Annotated in this window: 15 protein-coding genes; 13 read left to right on the forward strand and 2 right to left on the reverse strand. The window is 30.5% G+C overall.

From position 1 onward, the window contains the following. Positions 1 to 31: 31 nt before the first annotated feature. Genes AMN78_RS04255 through AMN78_RS02990 form a run of 4 tightly spaced genes read left to right on the forward strand, consistent with a single transcriptional unit; the run spans position 32 to position 2126 of the window. Positions 32 to 166: a hypothetical protein gene (locus tag AMN78_RS04255; protein ID WP_256997707.1), complete on the forward strand. Its 135-nt coding sequence runs from the start codon at positions 32 to 34 to the stop codon at positions 164 to 166. 3 nt (positions 167 to 169) lie between these two features. Next, complete coding sequence (locus AMN78_RS02980; protein WP_075534101.1) at positions 170 to 490, forward strand: 2Fe-2S iron-sulfur cluster-binding protein; 321 nt, start codon at positions 170 to 172, stop codon at positions 488 to 490. Next, the gene (locus tag AMN78_RS02985; RefSeq protein WP_075534102.1) at positions 490 to 1503 is read left to right on the forward strand and encodes an NAD(P)/FAD-dependent oxidoreductase; all 1014 of its coding nucleotides are present in this window, start codon (positions 490 to 492) and stop codon (positions 1501 to 1503) included. The genes AMN78_RS02980 and AMN78_RS02985 overlap by 1 nt, the downstream gene beginning before the upstream one ends. Beyond that, complete coding sequence (locus AMN78_RS02990) at positions 1500 to 2126, forward strand: glutathione S-transferase family protein (protein ID WP_075534103.1); 627 nt, start codon at positions 1500 to 1502, stop codon at positions 2124 to 2126. Before AMN78_RS02985 ends, AMN78_RS02990 begins: the two co-directional genes overlap by 4 nt. Here the strand turns inward: AMN78_RS02990 and AMN78_RS02995 are convergent. Then, a complete protein-coding gene (locus AMN78_RS02995; protein ID WP_075534104.1) occupies positions 2123 to 2545 on the reverse strand; it encodes a TraR/DksA family transcriptional regulator in 423 nt (140 codons plus the stop codon). The two genes, AMN78_RS02990 and AMN78_RS02995, sit on opposite strands and share 4 nt — an antisense overlap. 73 nt (positions 2546 to 2618) lie before the next feature. Here AMN78_RS02995 and AMN78_RS03000 point away from each other — a divergent pair, with 73 nt between their 5' ends. The 9 genes from AMN78_RS03000 (at position 2619) to alaS (ending at position 13596) form a co-directional block, all read left to right on the forward strand. Then, on the forward strand, positions 2619 to 3989 hold the full coding sequence (locus tag AMN78_RS03000) for a glycosyltransferase family 39 protein (protein ID WP_075534105.1): 1371 nt from the start codon (positions 2619 to 2621) through the stop codon (positions 3987 to 3989). Continuing rightward, positions 3986 to 4858 (forward strand): glycosyltransferase, encoded by an 873-nt coding sequence (locus AMN78_RS03005; RefSeq protein WP_075534106.1) that lies wholly within the window; start codon positions 3986 to 3988, stop codon positions 4856 to 4858. Before AMN78_RS03000 ends, AMN78_RS03005 begins: the two co-directional genes overlap by 4 nt. Positions 4859 to 4983: 125 nt before the next feature. Then, positions 4984 to 5343, forward strand: a complete 360-nt coding sequence (locus AMN78_RS03010) for a GFA family protein (RefSeq protein ID WP_075534107.1) — start codon at positions 4984 to 4986, stop codon at positions 5341 to 5343. Position 5344: 1 nt separating this feature from the next. Further along, positions 5345 to 6265, forward strand: coding sequence for a hypothetical protein (locus tag AMN78_RS03015; RefSeq protein ID WP_075534108.1), 921 nt, complete (start codon positions 5345 to 5347; stop codon positions 6263 to 6265). A gap of 1 nt (position 6266) precedes the next feature. Then, positions 6267 to 7556 (forward strand): TolC family protein, encoded by a 1290-nt coding sequence (locus AMN78_RS03020; protein ID WP_075534109.1) that lies wholly within the window; start codon positions 6267 to 6269, stop codon positions 7554 to 7556. Positions 7557 to 7637: 81 nt separating this feature from the next. Then, on the forward strand, positions 7638 to 8741 hold the full coding sequence (gene recA, locus AMN78_RS03025) for a recombinase RecA (protein ID WP_075534110.1): 1104 nt from the start codon (positions 7638 to 7640) through the stop codon (positions 8739 to 8741). A 174-nt stretch (positions 8742 to 8915) separates the two neighbouring features. Then, positions 8916 to 10469 (forward strand): aldehyde dehydrogenase family protein, encoded by a 1554-nt coding sequence (locus tag AMN78_RS03030; protein WP_075534111.1) that lies wholly within the window; start codon positions 8916 to 8918, stop codon positions 10467 to 10469. A 51-nt stretch (positions 10470 to 10520) separates the two neighbouring features. Then, the gene (locus AMN78_RS03035; protein ID WP_075534112.1) at positions 10521 to 10877 is read left to right on the forward strand and encodes a DUF779 domain-containing protein; all 357 of its coding nucleotides are present in this window, start codon (positions 10521 to 10523) and stop codon (positions 10875 to 10877) included. A 43-nt stretch (positions 10878 to 10920) separates the two neighbouring features. Beyond that, positions 10921 to 13596, forward strand: coding sequence for an alanine--tRNA ligase (alaS, locus tag AMN78_RS03040; protein WP_075534113.1), 2676 nt, complete (start codon positions 10921 to 10923; stop codon positions 13594 to 13596). On the opposite strand, the gene AMN78_RS03045 is transcribed toward alaS, so the two are convergent. Then, positions 13589 to 14803, reverse strand: coding sequence for an NADP-dependent isocitrate dehydrogenase (locus tag AMN78_RS03045; protein WP_075534114.1), 1215 nt, complete (start codon positions 14801 to 14803; stop codon positions 13589 to 13591). The genes alaS and AMN78_RS03045 overlap by 8 nt on opposite strands. Positions 14804 to 14849 lie beyond the last annotated feature (46 nt).

Genomic DNA, 14849 nt, shown 5'->3' on the forward strand with positions numbered 1-14849 from the left:
ACTTGCCCTTTTTTTTTGATACTAACTAACTATGGAAATATCTAAACCTTATAAAGGAAAAGGAAAAAGAAGATTAAAGAAAATGCCTTTTACAGTGAAGGGCTATATACTTTATTACGCTTTTTTTTGGGCAGTTATTATTTCAATTTATCTAGCTTATTATTAAGTGATGCCTAAAATAACTTACAAAGATTATCAAGGTTCTTCAAAAACTATTGAAGTCGAAAGTGGTTTGTCAGTAATGGAAGGCGCAATACAAAATGAAATACCTGGAATTGATGCTGATTGTGGAGGTTCTATGGCTTGTGCTACATGTCATGTGTATGTTGACGATAAATGGTTTGAAAAGATTCCAAAAGCACAAGATGCTGAAAACGATATGATTGATATGGCATTTGAACCAAAAAAAAATAGCAGACTTAGCTGTCAAATAATAGTTAATGATGAATTAGATGGTTTAGAAGTAACTACACCGGAGAAACAAACTTAGTGAAAAAAACTGATGTTATAATTATTGGCGCAGGACCCGTAGGTCTATTCGCAGTGCATCAATTAGGTATAAAAGGTCTTAAAGCAGTAGTAATTGATAATTTGGATAAAGCTGGCGGACAATGCATTGAACTATATCCTGATAAACCTATTTACGATATTCCCGCAGTTCCAGAATGCACAGGCGAACAATTAACTTCAAGATTAATTGAGCAAATTAAACCTTTTAATACTGAAATATTTTTAAATGAAAGAGTTGATGAGGTTAGGCAAGAAAAAAATAATTGGGTCGTGAAAACAAATAATAAAAATCAATTTTTAGCACCAAACATAATAATTGCAGGTGGAGTTGGCTCATTTGAACCTAGAAAAATTTCTTTAAAAGAAGCTGAAAAACTTGAGGGAAAATCTGTATTCTATGCAGTTAAAAATAAAGAACAATTCAAAGATAAAAAAATTTCAATATTTGGTGGAGGAGACTCAGCTTTAGATTGGACGTTAGAACTTTCAAAATTTTCAAACGTTACACTTATACATAGAAGAAATGATTTTAGAGGAGCACAGCACACTCTTTCAGAATTAAGAAAATTAGAAAAAGAAGGTAAAGTTTCAATAAAAACACCTTGCCAAATTGACTCTTTAGATAACGAAAATGAATTAAAATCCATCACTGTAAAATTTGATGATGGAAAAACAGAAAAAATTAAAACTGATGTAATTCTAGGATTTTTTGGTTTAATAATGAAATTAGGTCCAATTGCTGAATGGGGGCTGAATATGGACAAAAAAACCATTGAGGTAAATTCAGAAAATTTCGAAACGAATAAAAAAGGTATTTTTGCTGCAGGAGATATATGCTCATATCCTGGAAAACTTAAATTAATTCTATCAGGATTTCATGAAGTTGCTTTAGCTTCAGTAGAGTGCTTTAAAAGAGCGAGACCTAACGAAAAATACAGATTTGAGTTCACTACATCTTCTAAAACTATTAAAGATAGGCTTGGAAAAAAATGATAGAACTTCTTACCGCTAATACCCCAAACGGTAAGAAAATCTCTATAATGCTTGAGGAGATAAATTTTAAATACAAGGTAACAAAAGTAAATATAAATAAAGATGAACAATTCAAACCAGAGTTCGTTAAACTAAGTCCTTTTAGAAAAATTCCTGTCATAATAGATCATGAAAATAATCAAAGTCTTTTTGAGTCAGGTGCAATTTTGATTTATCTTGGTGAAAAAAGCGGCAAGCTTTATGATAACGATAATAGAACTCAAATAAATCAGTGGTTGATGGGTCAAATGGCTTATATAGGACCAATGTTAGGACAACATCATCAATTTCATCATTATAATCCTGGAAAAAGTAAATTTGGAGAGGAAAGATATTTTAAAATATCAGAGAGAATTTATAAAGAATTAGATGAAAGATTAAGCTCATCAGAGTATTTAGCTGGGAATCATTATACGATTGCTGATATTGCTACCTTTCCATGGATTGCTAGGCATGAATGGCATGACATTGGTCTTAAAAAATTTAAAAATTTAACAAGATGGTATAAATTAATCTCATCAAGACCAGCTGTCCAAAAAGGTTTCGATCTTTTGAAAAAAAACGAAAAAATTCCAGAAGCTTAATCTTCTATGAAAATTTTTTCATCTCTTTCGTGTCTCTCTTGAGCTTCAATCGAAAGAGTGGCTACTGGCCTTGCCATTAATCTCTTAAGACCTATAGGTTCGCCAGTTTCTTCACAAAAACCATAGGTTCCTTCTTTAAGCCTTTGTAAAGCTGAGTTGATTTTTAATATTAGTTTTCTACTTCTATTTAAAGCTTTCATTTCGACTGACTTATCTGTTAATGATGAAGCTTGATCAACAATATCTGCAGAAGAAACGTTATCATCACCAGAATTAAGAAGATTACCTAGATTGTTTGCTTTAATTATATCTTTTTTCCAGTTTAATAGTTCATCAGTAAAAAATTTTTTATGTTTTGCACACATGTATTTTTCTTTACTACTGGGAATGTATTTTTTTTTAGTAATAGATTTTACCATTTTTTGAATTTTGGGGAGTATATGTTTGATTTTAGTCGTGTCAATAGCTTATAAATTGTATTAATTACTTTATATGATAGTCAAAAAAAACATATTTAATATCTATTATTTATTTATACTTAGTCATTTAACACTTTGGACACTGGTTCCTACTTTTTCAAATACTAATTTACCTTTAGATACTATTGAAGCTCTTGCATGGGGAAGTAATTTAGGGTGGGGTTTTGATAAACACCCTCCCTTAAGCGCTTTTGCAGTAGAATTATTTTTTTCTATATTTGGATCAAATGATTGGGCATATTATTTTTTAAGCCAACTTTTTGTTGTAGTTGCTTTCATTTATGTTTGGAAATTCTCAAATGAAATATTAGATAATAAAAAATTAGCTCTAATTTCTATACTAGTTTTAGAGGGTATTTATTTCTATAATTTTACAACTCCTGAGTTTAACGTAAATATAAGTCAATTACCTTTTTGGGCTATGGCTGTTTATTTTTTTTGGAAAAGCCTTGAAACTAATAATAAATCATTCTGGTTTTTATTCGGGATTTGTTCAGCATTAGGTTTTTTATCAAAATATTTATTTGTCTACATCCTATTTTCTCTTTTTTTATATTTATTTTTTAATCTTAAAAAATATAAAAAACATATAAATAATTATTTATTTTCAGTTATCGTTTCTTTATTAATTTTGTCTCCACATTTTATGTGGCTCTATGAAAATAATTTTTCTACTATTACTTATGGTTTTAAAAGATCAAGCTTAGGTGATAGTGAAATAGTAGATCATTTAGTTAATCCAATAATTTTTTTATTTAATCAATTAATTATTTTAATACCCTTTTTTATTATGATTTTTGTTTTATTGAAAAAAGTTAAGTTATTAAAATTCAAAAATCAAAAAACTACTTTTTTATTCACAGTAACTTTTTTGCCTATAATATTAATCTTATTAACATCTTTATTTACTGGTGCAAAAATTAGAACTATGTGGATGACTCCATTTTATTTATTTTTTGGAGTTTTCTTTATTGAGTTTTTTAAAAGAAATATAGATTTCAAAAAGCTTAAAAAGTTTTTTATTTTTTTTCTATTTTTTTTCATTTTTTCACCAATGCTTTATTTAAGCATTTCTTTAATAGATAAAACAAAGCGAACTGATTATCCGGGAAGAGAGATATCAAGGCTTGTTCAAAATAAATGGGACAATAACTTTGTGAATGAAATTAAAATTGTAGTTGGAGATGAATGGTCAGCAGGAAATCTATCGTATCATTTAAGATCCAGACCAGTTTGGATTAATGATTTAGGGCAAAAGATAATGAACATTAAAGATAATCAAGGAGTAATTTATACTGGAAACCCAAGTATTTTAAAAAAAATATGTCCTGGAGTTTTTGGAACTATTAGACCAGTTGGGTACTGTATGATAGGAAAAAAATGAAAAAATTGATAATTTTAATACCTGTTTTTAATGATTGGGAGTCTCTAGAAAAATTAATTATTGAGATTAATGAAAATATAAAAGAATTTCAAAAGATTCATATTGAATGTCTTGTTGTTAATGATGCATCAACAATAAAGCAACCAATTTTAATTAAACCATCTGTTATTAAATCAATCCAAATTTTGAACATGAGAGAGAATAGGGGACATGCCAGATGTAATGCTTTTGGAATAAGATATGTTTCTGAAAAAAAGGATTTTGATTATTTAATATTAATGGATGGCGATGGAGAAGATAGACCGATAGAATTAAAAAAATTAATTCAAAAAATTATAGAAGATCCAAATAAATCGGTAGTAGCAAAAAGAATTAAAAGATCTGAAGGTCCTTTTTTTCAATTTCTATATTTCATGCACAAGCTAATCACATTAATATTTACAGGAAAGAAAATAAATTTTGGAAATTATAGCTGCTTAATTAAACAAGATGTAAAAAAACTTTCTACTCAAGCTAGTTTGTGGAGTAGTTACTCTGGATCAGTAAAAAAACATCTAAATAATTTAAATGAGATAGAATCTGAAAGGGGCGCTAGATATTTTGGACCATCAAAAATGTCATTTATGAAACTTTTAACGCATTCTTTCTCAATTATTGCAGTTTTCAAATTTCAAGTATTTTTAAGGTCATTATTATTCATTTTAACCTTGTCTCTCTTGAATCATAATCTCGACATTAACCTAAACTTTTTAACTGCTTTAATTATAATATTTAATTTAATTATTTTAATTGTTTCTTTTAGAGAAAAAGAGGAAGAGCTTTTTAATAGCCAAGAAAATTTAGAAAGCAAAAAAGAGATAACACGCTAAAAAGTTGTATTTAGAGTCTTAAATAGAATCAAAATAGAATCAAAAGGTGAACATTTGTCTAAGAATTTGATCTATTGTGGATATTCTAAAACATAGGTAGTGTTGCAGTTTATCAGGTGAAAATTATGAAAAAACTCAAATGTCATTGTGGTCAATTTAAAGCTGAAATAAATATTGATAATTTAGCTAAAGTCTTGAGATGCAATTGCTCCATTTGCAAAAGAAAAGGTGCAATAATGTCTATGGTTAGAAATGATGATTTTAAAATTGTTAAGGGAGAGGATAAATTATCTCTTTATCAATTTCATACAAAAGTTGCAAAACACTACTTTTGCTCTATTTGCGGAATTTATACGCATCACAATCCAAGATCTAATCCGTCTATGACAGGTTTCAATTTAGGTTGTGTAGAAGATATTGATACATTAGACCTTAAAAACGTTGAGATTAACGACGGAAAAAATCATCCTCTAGATAAAAATTAAGATGCACTCCAAAAAGTTGAACTTTAATAATAAAGTAAAAAAAAAATATCTTCAATTCATAGAGACACAAGAAATTTTATCAGAGCCTTTTAGAGATAAAATAGGACAACTAAAAAAATTTTTTTTACCGATAAGCAAAAAGATTTTTGAACATAAAATTAAAAAAAAAAAAACACTAGTTGTTGGTTTGACTGGAGGTCAAGGTTCAGGAAAATCAACAATTTCTAATATTTTGAAAATTATTTTAAAAGAGATGTACGAACTTAATACAGTCATATTTTCCATTGATGATTTTTATAAAACTTTAAATGAGAGAAAAAAAATGGCAAAAAAAGTAAATCCGCTTTTTCTTACAAGAGGAGTACCAGGTACTCATGATACCAAATTACTTTTCAGCTGTCTAAAAAAATTAAAAAATTTTACTCAACCAAATCTGTATATTCCAAAATTTGATAAATCTATGGATGATAGAAGTCCAAAAAAAAAATGGCAAAAAATAACTAATAAACCAGACATTGTAATATTTGAGGGATGGTGTGTCGCGGCAACACCACAAAAAAAAAAAGATTTAATAGTTCCAATAAATATATTAGAAAAAGAGAGCGATAAAAAAAAAATATGGAGAAGTCGGGTTAATGCAGAACTCAAAACTAATTATAAAAAGATATTTAAATTAATTGATTTAAAAATATTTTTAAAGGTACCTAGTTTTGATTACGTTTATAAGTGGAGACTTTTACAAGAAAAAAAACTAAGAATGACTTCTAAAGGAAAAAAAACGATGAACGATATTCAGATTAAAAATTTTATTATGCACTATGAAAGGCTAACAAAACATATGTTAAAAAATTTAAAAAGAAAATCTGATTTTACAATTAATATTGACAAAAAGCATCGATTGAAAAGTATGAAAATTAATTAAAATGAAAAAAATTGTTATTACCTTTTTTTTAGCTCTACATTTTATGAGTCTCGAAGCGAGTGAAAATTTCAAATTTTATTTACAAAAAGCAATAAGTAATAATTTAGAATTAAATGCAGAAAGAAAAAATTTAGAGTCAGCTAAACAAGATAAGAATATATCAAGAAGTGAATTTTTACCAAGTATTACTATTTCTGGAGATCAAACTAGCACCACCTCAACTAGCAGAACTAATCAGAGTGGAGCCAGTTTAGCAGACTCAAATTCGGATACTGAAAATAAAATTATATCTTTAGAACAAGTAATTTTTTCTGGTTTTAAAGGGGTTAATACCTTCAAAAAATCTGAACTTAAAACCCAAAAAGCAATTTTAAAATTAAAACAATTAGAACAGCAAATAATTTTTGAAACTGCTTTTGCTTATTTTGACTATATTTTTAAATATAATAACGAAAAATTTAATTTTTCTAATGTTAATTTATTTGAGAGACAGGTAGAATTTGATAATGCAAGATTGCAAAAGGGAGAAATTACTTTAACTGATTTAGCACAATCAGAATCATCTTTGGCTGGTGCAAATGCAAATTTGATTAAAGCAAAAACTGAGCTTCTTTCTTCAATTACAAATTTCGAAAGAATTACAGGAGAAAAAATACCAAGCTTTGAAAATTTAAATCAAAAAGTTCTCGTTAATTTACCAAATACCTTAAATAGCTCCTTAGATCAATCAAGCCTTAAAAATTTAACGCTTTTAATTTCTAGATTAGATTACGAAATTTCAATAAAAGAGTTAAATATTGAAAGAGCTAGACTTTCTCCCAAAGCTTCAATTAAAGTCTCAAAATCTGAAAACAAAGATTTTAGTTCAACAATAGATGAAAAAAACGATGAGACAGTTAAAGCAACTATTACCTGGCCAATAATAAAAGGCGGAGAAAATATTTCATCGATTAAAAAATCTTCATTAGAAAAACAACGATTTCAACTACTTCTGAAGGATACAAAAAACAAAGTCTTATCAGAAACCTCAAACTCTTGGTCTAATTACCAATCATCAAAAAGTGTGTTAGACGCCACAAAAGCCCAATTAAAAGCTGCAGAAATAGCTAACGAGGGTATTACACTTGAATATGATTCAGGTAACACGCGTACAACATTAGAAGTTATTCAATCAAGAAGTCTTCTTTTGGAAGCTCGGATAGCTCATTCTAAAGCTCAAAGGGACTACATTGTTTCACAATTTGAGCTTGCAAAGCAAATAGGCTTTCTCTCACAAAAATCCGTTAAATAGAGGCCTTCTTTTAAGGCCTTGAAAAAAAGAACAAAATGTGTACATTTATATTAACGATTCGAATAATAAAAAGGATAAAATATGACAAAAAATAACTTAAAAGTGGTTAAAACTGATAATAAAAAACAACAAGAATTAAAGGAAAAAAACAAGTCTTTAGAGGCTGCAATAAGCCAAATAGATCAAAATTTTGGAAAAGGCTCAGTAATGAGGCTTGGACAACAGCAAGCGTTAGATGTGGAGGCTATTTCAACTGGATCTTTAAGCTTAGACTTAGCTCTTGGTATTGGAGGCCTACCAAAAGGAAGAATTATTGAGATTTATGGCCCAGAATCATCAGGTAAAACTACTTTAGCTTTACAAGTAGTAGCTGAAGCTCAAAAAGCTGGTGGAATATGCGCATTTGTTGATGCTGAGCATGCTATGGACCCAGTTTATGCTAAAAAACTAGGTGTAAAAACTGAGGAATTATTAATCTCCCAACCAGATACAGGAGAACAAGCCTTAGAAATAACTGACACACTAATAAAATCTGGATCAATTTCAGTTTTAGTAGTGGACTCAGTCGCAGCATTAACCCCTAAGGCTGAGTTAGAGGGAGAAATGGGAGATCACCATGTGGGTCTTCAATCTAGATTGATGAGTCAAGCATTAAGAAAAATTACAGGGTCAGTTTCTAAATCAAATACAATGGTAATATTTATTAACCAAATAAGAATGAAAATTGGTGTTATGTTTGGTAATCCGGAAACTACATCAGGTGGTAATGCTCTTAAGTTTTATTCATCCGTAAGAATGGACATAAGAAGAATAGGGGCAATTAAAGAAAAAGATCAGATCATAGGTAACTCAACTAGGGTAAAAGTGATTAAGAATAAAGTTGCACCACCTTTTAAAGTTGTTGAGTTCGATCTCATGTATGGAAAAGGAATAAGTAAATTAGGTGAATTAATTGATCTTGGGACTAAGGCTGGAGTTGTTGAAAAATCTGGAGCTTGGTACGCATATAAAGGTGATAAAATAGGCCAAGGTAGAGAAAACGCAAAATTTTACCTTCAAAAAAATCCTAACGTTGCAGCAGAAATAGAAAAAACTATTAGAGATGAAGCTTCAGCGATAAGTAAAGAATTAGAGGGAAACCCTTCGTCTAAAGAAAAAATTAGTGATAAAAAAGAAGAAGAATAAATTTTTCGCCATCATTTCAACGGGAGGTTTAATAAAGCCTCCCGTTTCTCATAACACCTCAACTTAAAATTGATAAAATCAATATTTAGTATTTAAAAAAACTAGTGTCAAAAAAAGCAGTGTACAATCTAGTTCAGATTGGTTTTAATTAATAAATAAAAAAAAGGGGGAAAAATGAGTACACAACAAGCATCAAGCTCGAAAGTGTCTTCATCTTTAGATACCTCTCATTTGAAGGTTAAATTTCCATTTAAAGCTAAATATGGAAACTACATTAACGGAAAATTTGTAGAACCTAAATCTGGAAAGTATTTTGATAATACTACTCCTATCACTAATGAAGTTATCTGTAAGGTGCCACGATCGAATGATAAAGACGTAGATTTCGCTCTAGACGCAGCCCACGCAGCATTTCCTGCATGGGGAAAAACATCAATCACAGAGAGATCAAATATACTCTTGAAGATTGCTGATGTTATAGAGAAAAATCTAAATGTTTTAGCTACAGCAGAATGTTTAGACAATGGTAAGCCAATAAGAGAATGTATGGCTGCAGATTTACCTTTGGTAATTGATCATTGGAGATATTTTGCAGGAGTTATAAGAGCTGAGGAAGGTTCAGTTGCTGAAATCAGCAATAGCGAATATTCTTACCACATACCAGAACCATTAGGCGTAGTTGGTCAGATTATACCTTGGAACTTCCCATTATTAATGGCTACATGGAAACTAGCTCCAGCATTGGCAGCAGGAAACTGTGTGGTATTAAAACCGGCTGAACAAACACCAGCATCTATAATGCTTTTAATGGAACTTATTGGAGATCTATTACCAGCAGGTGTCGTTAACGTTGTAAGTGGATATGGTCTTGAAGCGGGTAAACCATTAGCTTCTTCAAAAAGAATTAAGAAGATTGCTTTTACAGGTGAAACTACTACTGGACGTTTGATTATGCAGTATGCATCTCAAAACTTAATTCCTATTACTTTGGAATTAGGTGGTAAATCGCCAAATATCTTCTTTGAAGATGTTATGGCTAAAGATGATGACTTCTTTGATAAATGTTTAGAAGGTTTTGCTATGTTTACGCTTAATCAAGGAGAAGTTTGTACTTGTCCAAGTAGAGCTTTAATTCAAAAATCTATCTATGATAAATTTATGGAGAAAGCGATTGCTAGAACTAAAGCAGTGAAACAAGACAATCCTTTAAAAATGGAAACTATGATCGGAGCTCAAGCCTCACTAGAACAAATGGAAAAAATTAAGTCTTATTTAGACTTAGGCAAAAAAGAAGGTGCCAAAGTTCTATGTGGTGGAAGCGAAGCTAAGATTAACAGTGGTTTAGAAAAAGGAAACTATATCCAACCGACAATTTTCGAAGGTAAAAACAATATGCGAATATTCCAAGAGGAAATCTTTGGACCAGTTGTATCAGTTACAACATTTAAAGATGAGAAAGAAGCATTAGAAATAGCTAATGACACTCTATATGGATTAGGAGCAGGTGTTTGGACTAGAGACGGAAACATTGCATACAGAATGGGTAGAGGTATTGAAGCAGGTAGGGTTTGGACAAACTGCTACCATGCATATCCTGCACACGCTGCATTTGGTGGATACAAACAATCTGGTATCGGAAGAGAGACTCACAAAATGATGTTAAATCATTACAGACAAGTGAAGAATTTACACGTGTCTTACAGTGAGAAAAAATTAGGCTTCTTTTAACCAATAATATATAATGGCCCATGATTCTAAATCATGGGCCGAAACATAGAAATGAAAGTATCATTTACATTATCAGCAAAGAAATTATTAAATGAAATCAAAGAAGTTCACGGAGACGACCTTTTATTTCACCAATCAGGAGGATGCTGCGACGGCAGCGCACCTATGTGCTTTCCAGCAAAAGAATATCAAGTAGGAAATAGTGATGTAAAGCTGGGAGAAGTAGATGGAACCCCTTTTTATATGAATGAGGATCAATATGAAAAATGGAAACATACAGATTTGACTATTGATGCTGTTAAGGGAATTGGAGGCATGTTTTCACTAGATAATGGAACAGGGCAAAGATTTTTAACAAAATCTGAAATTTGCGTTGTAGTAGACAACGATAAAAAAGCTACAAACTAATCTCTTTATAGACAAGTTCTAAAATATCTGTATTTAATTAAATATGGGTCAAATTTTACTTACAGATGTTAGGAAAAAATTCTTAGATTACTTTCAAAAAAACAATCATAAGATTGTAGACTCCAGCAACTTAGTTCCAAACAATGATCCTACTCTGATGTTCACCAACTCAGGCATGGTTCAATTCAAAAATGTTTTCACAGGTTTAGAAAAAAGAGATTATAAAACAGCTACAACATCTCAAAAATGTGTAAGAGCTGGTGGAAAACATAATGATTTAGAAAACGTAGGATACACACCAAGACACCATACTTTTTTTGAAATGCTTGGAAATTTTTCCTTTGGAGACTACTTTAAAGAGCAGGCAATTATTCATGCTTGGAATTTATTAACAAAAGATTTTCAATTGCCAAAAGAAAAACTTTCTGTAACAGTTTACCATGAGGATGTAGAGTCATATAAACTTTGGAAAAAAATAGCAGGTTTAAGTGATGACAAAATAATAAAAATAGCAACTTCAGATAACTTTTGGTCAATGGGAGACACTGGTCCGTGTGGTCCTTGCTCAGAAATTTTCTACGATCACGGCGAAAAATTAAAAGGAGGACCTCCAGGAAGCCCAGATGAGGATGGAGATAGATTTATTGAGATATGGAATTTAGTATTTATGCAGTACGAGCAAATTTCAAAAGATAAAAGAATAAATTTACCAAAACCATCAGTAGATACTGGAATGGGCCTTGAACGAATGACAGCTGTCCTTCAAGGGACCCATGATAATTATAAGATCGATCACTTTAAAAAAATTATGGGTGCATCTTCCGATTTATTGAAGTCGCCCATAAATGTGTCAACTATTGCGAGTCATAGAGTTATTGCAGATCATTTAAGGGCTAGCAGTTTTTTAATTGCTGAAGGAATATTGCCTTCTAATGAAGGAAGAGGATATGTTTTAAGAAGAATTATGAGGCGTGGGATGAGACATGCTCATTCTTTAGGAAGCAAAGATCCTGTTTTTTATAAGTTATTTGATATTTTATTAAATGAAATGAAAAGTAGTTATCCTGAATTAATTACTGGTAAAGAATTAATAATAGAGACTTTAAAAAATGAGGAAGAAAAATTTTCTTCTCTATTAGAACGAGGAATGAAAATACTTGATGAAAATTTGACTAAAGTTTTAAATAAAACCTTTCCAGGATCAACAGCGTTTAAATTATATGATACTTATGGTTTCCCTTTAGATCTAACTGCCGACATTTTAAAAGGGAAGGGTATTAAAGTAGATAATGTTGGTTTTGAAAAGGAGATGGAAAAAAGTAAAGCTCTTGCGCGAGCCAATTGGAAAGGGTCTGGAGATAGGTCTGTAGAAGAAAGATGGTTTAAAATAAGGGAAGAAATAAATCCAACTGAATTTTTAGGTTATGAATTCGATAAAGCAGAAGGTGTTGTTATCAAGATTTTAAAAGACGGTAAGTTTGTAGCCTCAGCTAGCGCTGGAGATGAAGTAGAAATTATAACAAATCAAACCCCTTTTTACGGAGAGTCAGGAGGTCAAGTTGGTGATCAAGGTTATATTTTTAATTCAAATTGTAAAATAAAGATTAATGATACACAGAAAAAAATGGGAGATTTATTTGTTCATTATGGAAAAATTGAAAAAGGCTCAATATCAATTAGCCAAAACGTTAATTTAGAAATAGATGTTTTAAAAAGAAATAACTCTAAAGCTTATCATTCAGCAACTCATTTATTACACGAATCATTAAGAAGAACTTTAGGAAAACATGTCACTCAAAAAGGTTCATTAGTTTCACCAGAGAGGCTAAGATTTGATTTTAGTCATAATAAACCCATTGAAAAAGATGAAATGACAAAAATAAATAAAATTGTTAATGAAATTGTAGTTGGCTCTACTGATGTACAGACAAGAATAATGACCCCAAAAGAAGCAGTAGGCATGGGCGCATTAGCATTATTTGGTGAAAAATACGGAGAAGAAGTGAGAGTGGTTTTTATGGGTAAGGAAAACAACGGTTTTTTCTCAACTGAATTATGTGGAGGCACTCACGTTAAAAACACTAAAGAGGTTGGTAAATTTAAAGTTATAAGCCAGTCTTCGATTGCCTCAGGAGTTAGGAGAGTTGAGGCATTAAGAGATAAACAATTAGAAGTTTATGAAAAAACGCAAAAACAAGATAAATCCCAAAAAGAGTTAAATTTAAAGGATGAGATTACATTAATTAAAAAAGAATTACAAAAACTAAAAATAAATCCAGATTATAAAGATAATTTAAATTTAACCGAAAACTTAAAAAATTTAAATAAACAGCTAAACAAAGTAAAAATTGAAAGAGTAAAAAAAGATAAAAGCAAAAATATAATACAAGACAAAAAAATTGGAGATATAATAATTCGAGAACAAGTTTTGAAAGATTTTCCTCCTAAAGAATTAAGAAACATTATAGATGAAGGAAAAAAAGATATTAAATCAGGGATAGTAGTAGTTATTTCCACTTTTGAAGATAAGGTCGGTTTAGCTGTAGGTATAACTAAAGATTTAACCTCAAAATATGATGCTGTTGATTTTGTAAAAGCTGCTTCTGTTATTCTAGGAGGTAAAGGAGGAGGAGGTAGAAAAGATTTTGCTCAAGCAGGGGGGGTAGATAAAGACAAAATTAAAGAGGCTTTTAAAGAAATTTCTAAAAAAATTAGTTAAGTTTTTTCTTTAAATTTCCATCAATTGCCTCTAAGAATTGATTTGTTGTTAGGTATTTAGTTGATTTATCAATTAAGATTGCCAAATCCTTTGTCATTGATCCGCTCTCAACAGTTTTAATACACACTTCCTCAATATTTGTTGAAAATTTAATTAAATCTTTATTATCGTCGAGTTTTCCTCTATGAGCTAAACCTCTTGTCCATGCAAATATTGAAGCAATAGGATTTGTAGAAGTTTCTTTTCCTTTTTGGTGCATTCTGTAATGTCTAGTTACAGTTCCATGTGCAGCCTCGGACTCAACAGTTTTACCATCTGGTGTCATTAAAACGCTTGTCATTAATCCTAATGAACCAAATCCTTGCGCTACAGTATCTGACTGAACATCTCCATCATAATTTTTGCATGCCCAAATGTATCCGCCGTTCCACTTCATAGCACATGCTACCATGTCGTCAATTAACCTATGCTCGTAAATAATATTGGCTTTTTTAAACTTTTCAGAAAATTCTTTTTCAAAAACTTCCTGAAAAAGATCTTTAAATCTTCCGTCGTAAGCCTTAAGAATTGTATTTTTTGTTGACAAATAAACTGGCCATTTTCTTCCAAGACCATAATTCATACATGCTCTCGCAAAATTTTTAATTGAGTCATCTAAGTTATACATAGTTAATGCAGTTCCAGATCCAGGAAAATTAAAAACTTTAAATTCTTTTTTATTTTTACCGTCTTTTGAAGTCCATTTTACTTCAAGATTTCCTTCGCCTGGTATTAAAAAGTCAGTAGCTCTATATTGATCTCCAAAAGCATGCCTACCTATAACAATCGGCTGTGTCCAACCTGGTACAAGTTTAGGAACGTTTTTACAAATAATTGGCTCTCTAAAAACAGTACCTCCTAGAATATTTCTTATTGTACCGTTAGGTGATCGCCACATCTTTTTAAGTTTGAATTCCTCTACTCTCGCTTCATCAGGTGTGATAGTTGCACATTTTACTCCCACACCATATTTTTTTATGGCATTAGCTGCGTCAATTGTTATTTGATCATCAGTCTTATCACGACTCTCCATTCCAAGGTCATAATATTTAAGATTAATGTCTAAATAGGGTTTAATAAGCTTATCTTTGATAAAAGACCATATGATTCTGGTCATTTCGTCTCCGTCTAACTCTACAACTGGATTTTTAACTTTTATTTTTGACATAAAAAATTGATTGATAAACTGTGATTTTTATACATATTAAGAAAAA

It is taken from the genome of Candidatus Pelagibacter communis (assembly GCF_001179945.1).
Classification (GTDB): domain Bacteria; phylum Pseudomonadota; class Alphaproteobacteria; order Pelagibacterales; family Pelagibacteraceae; genus Pelagilacustribacter; species Pelagilacustribacter ubique_A.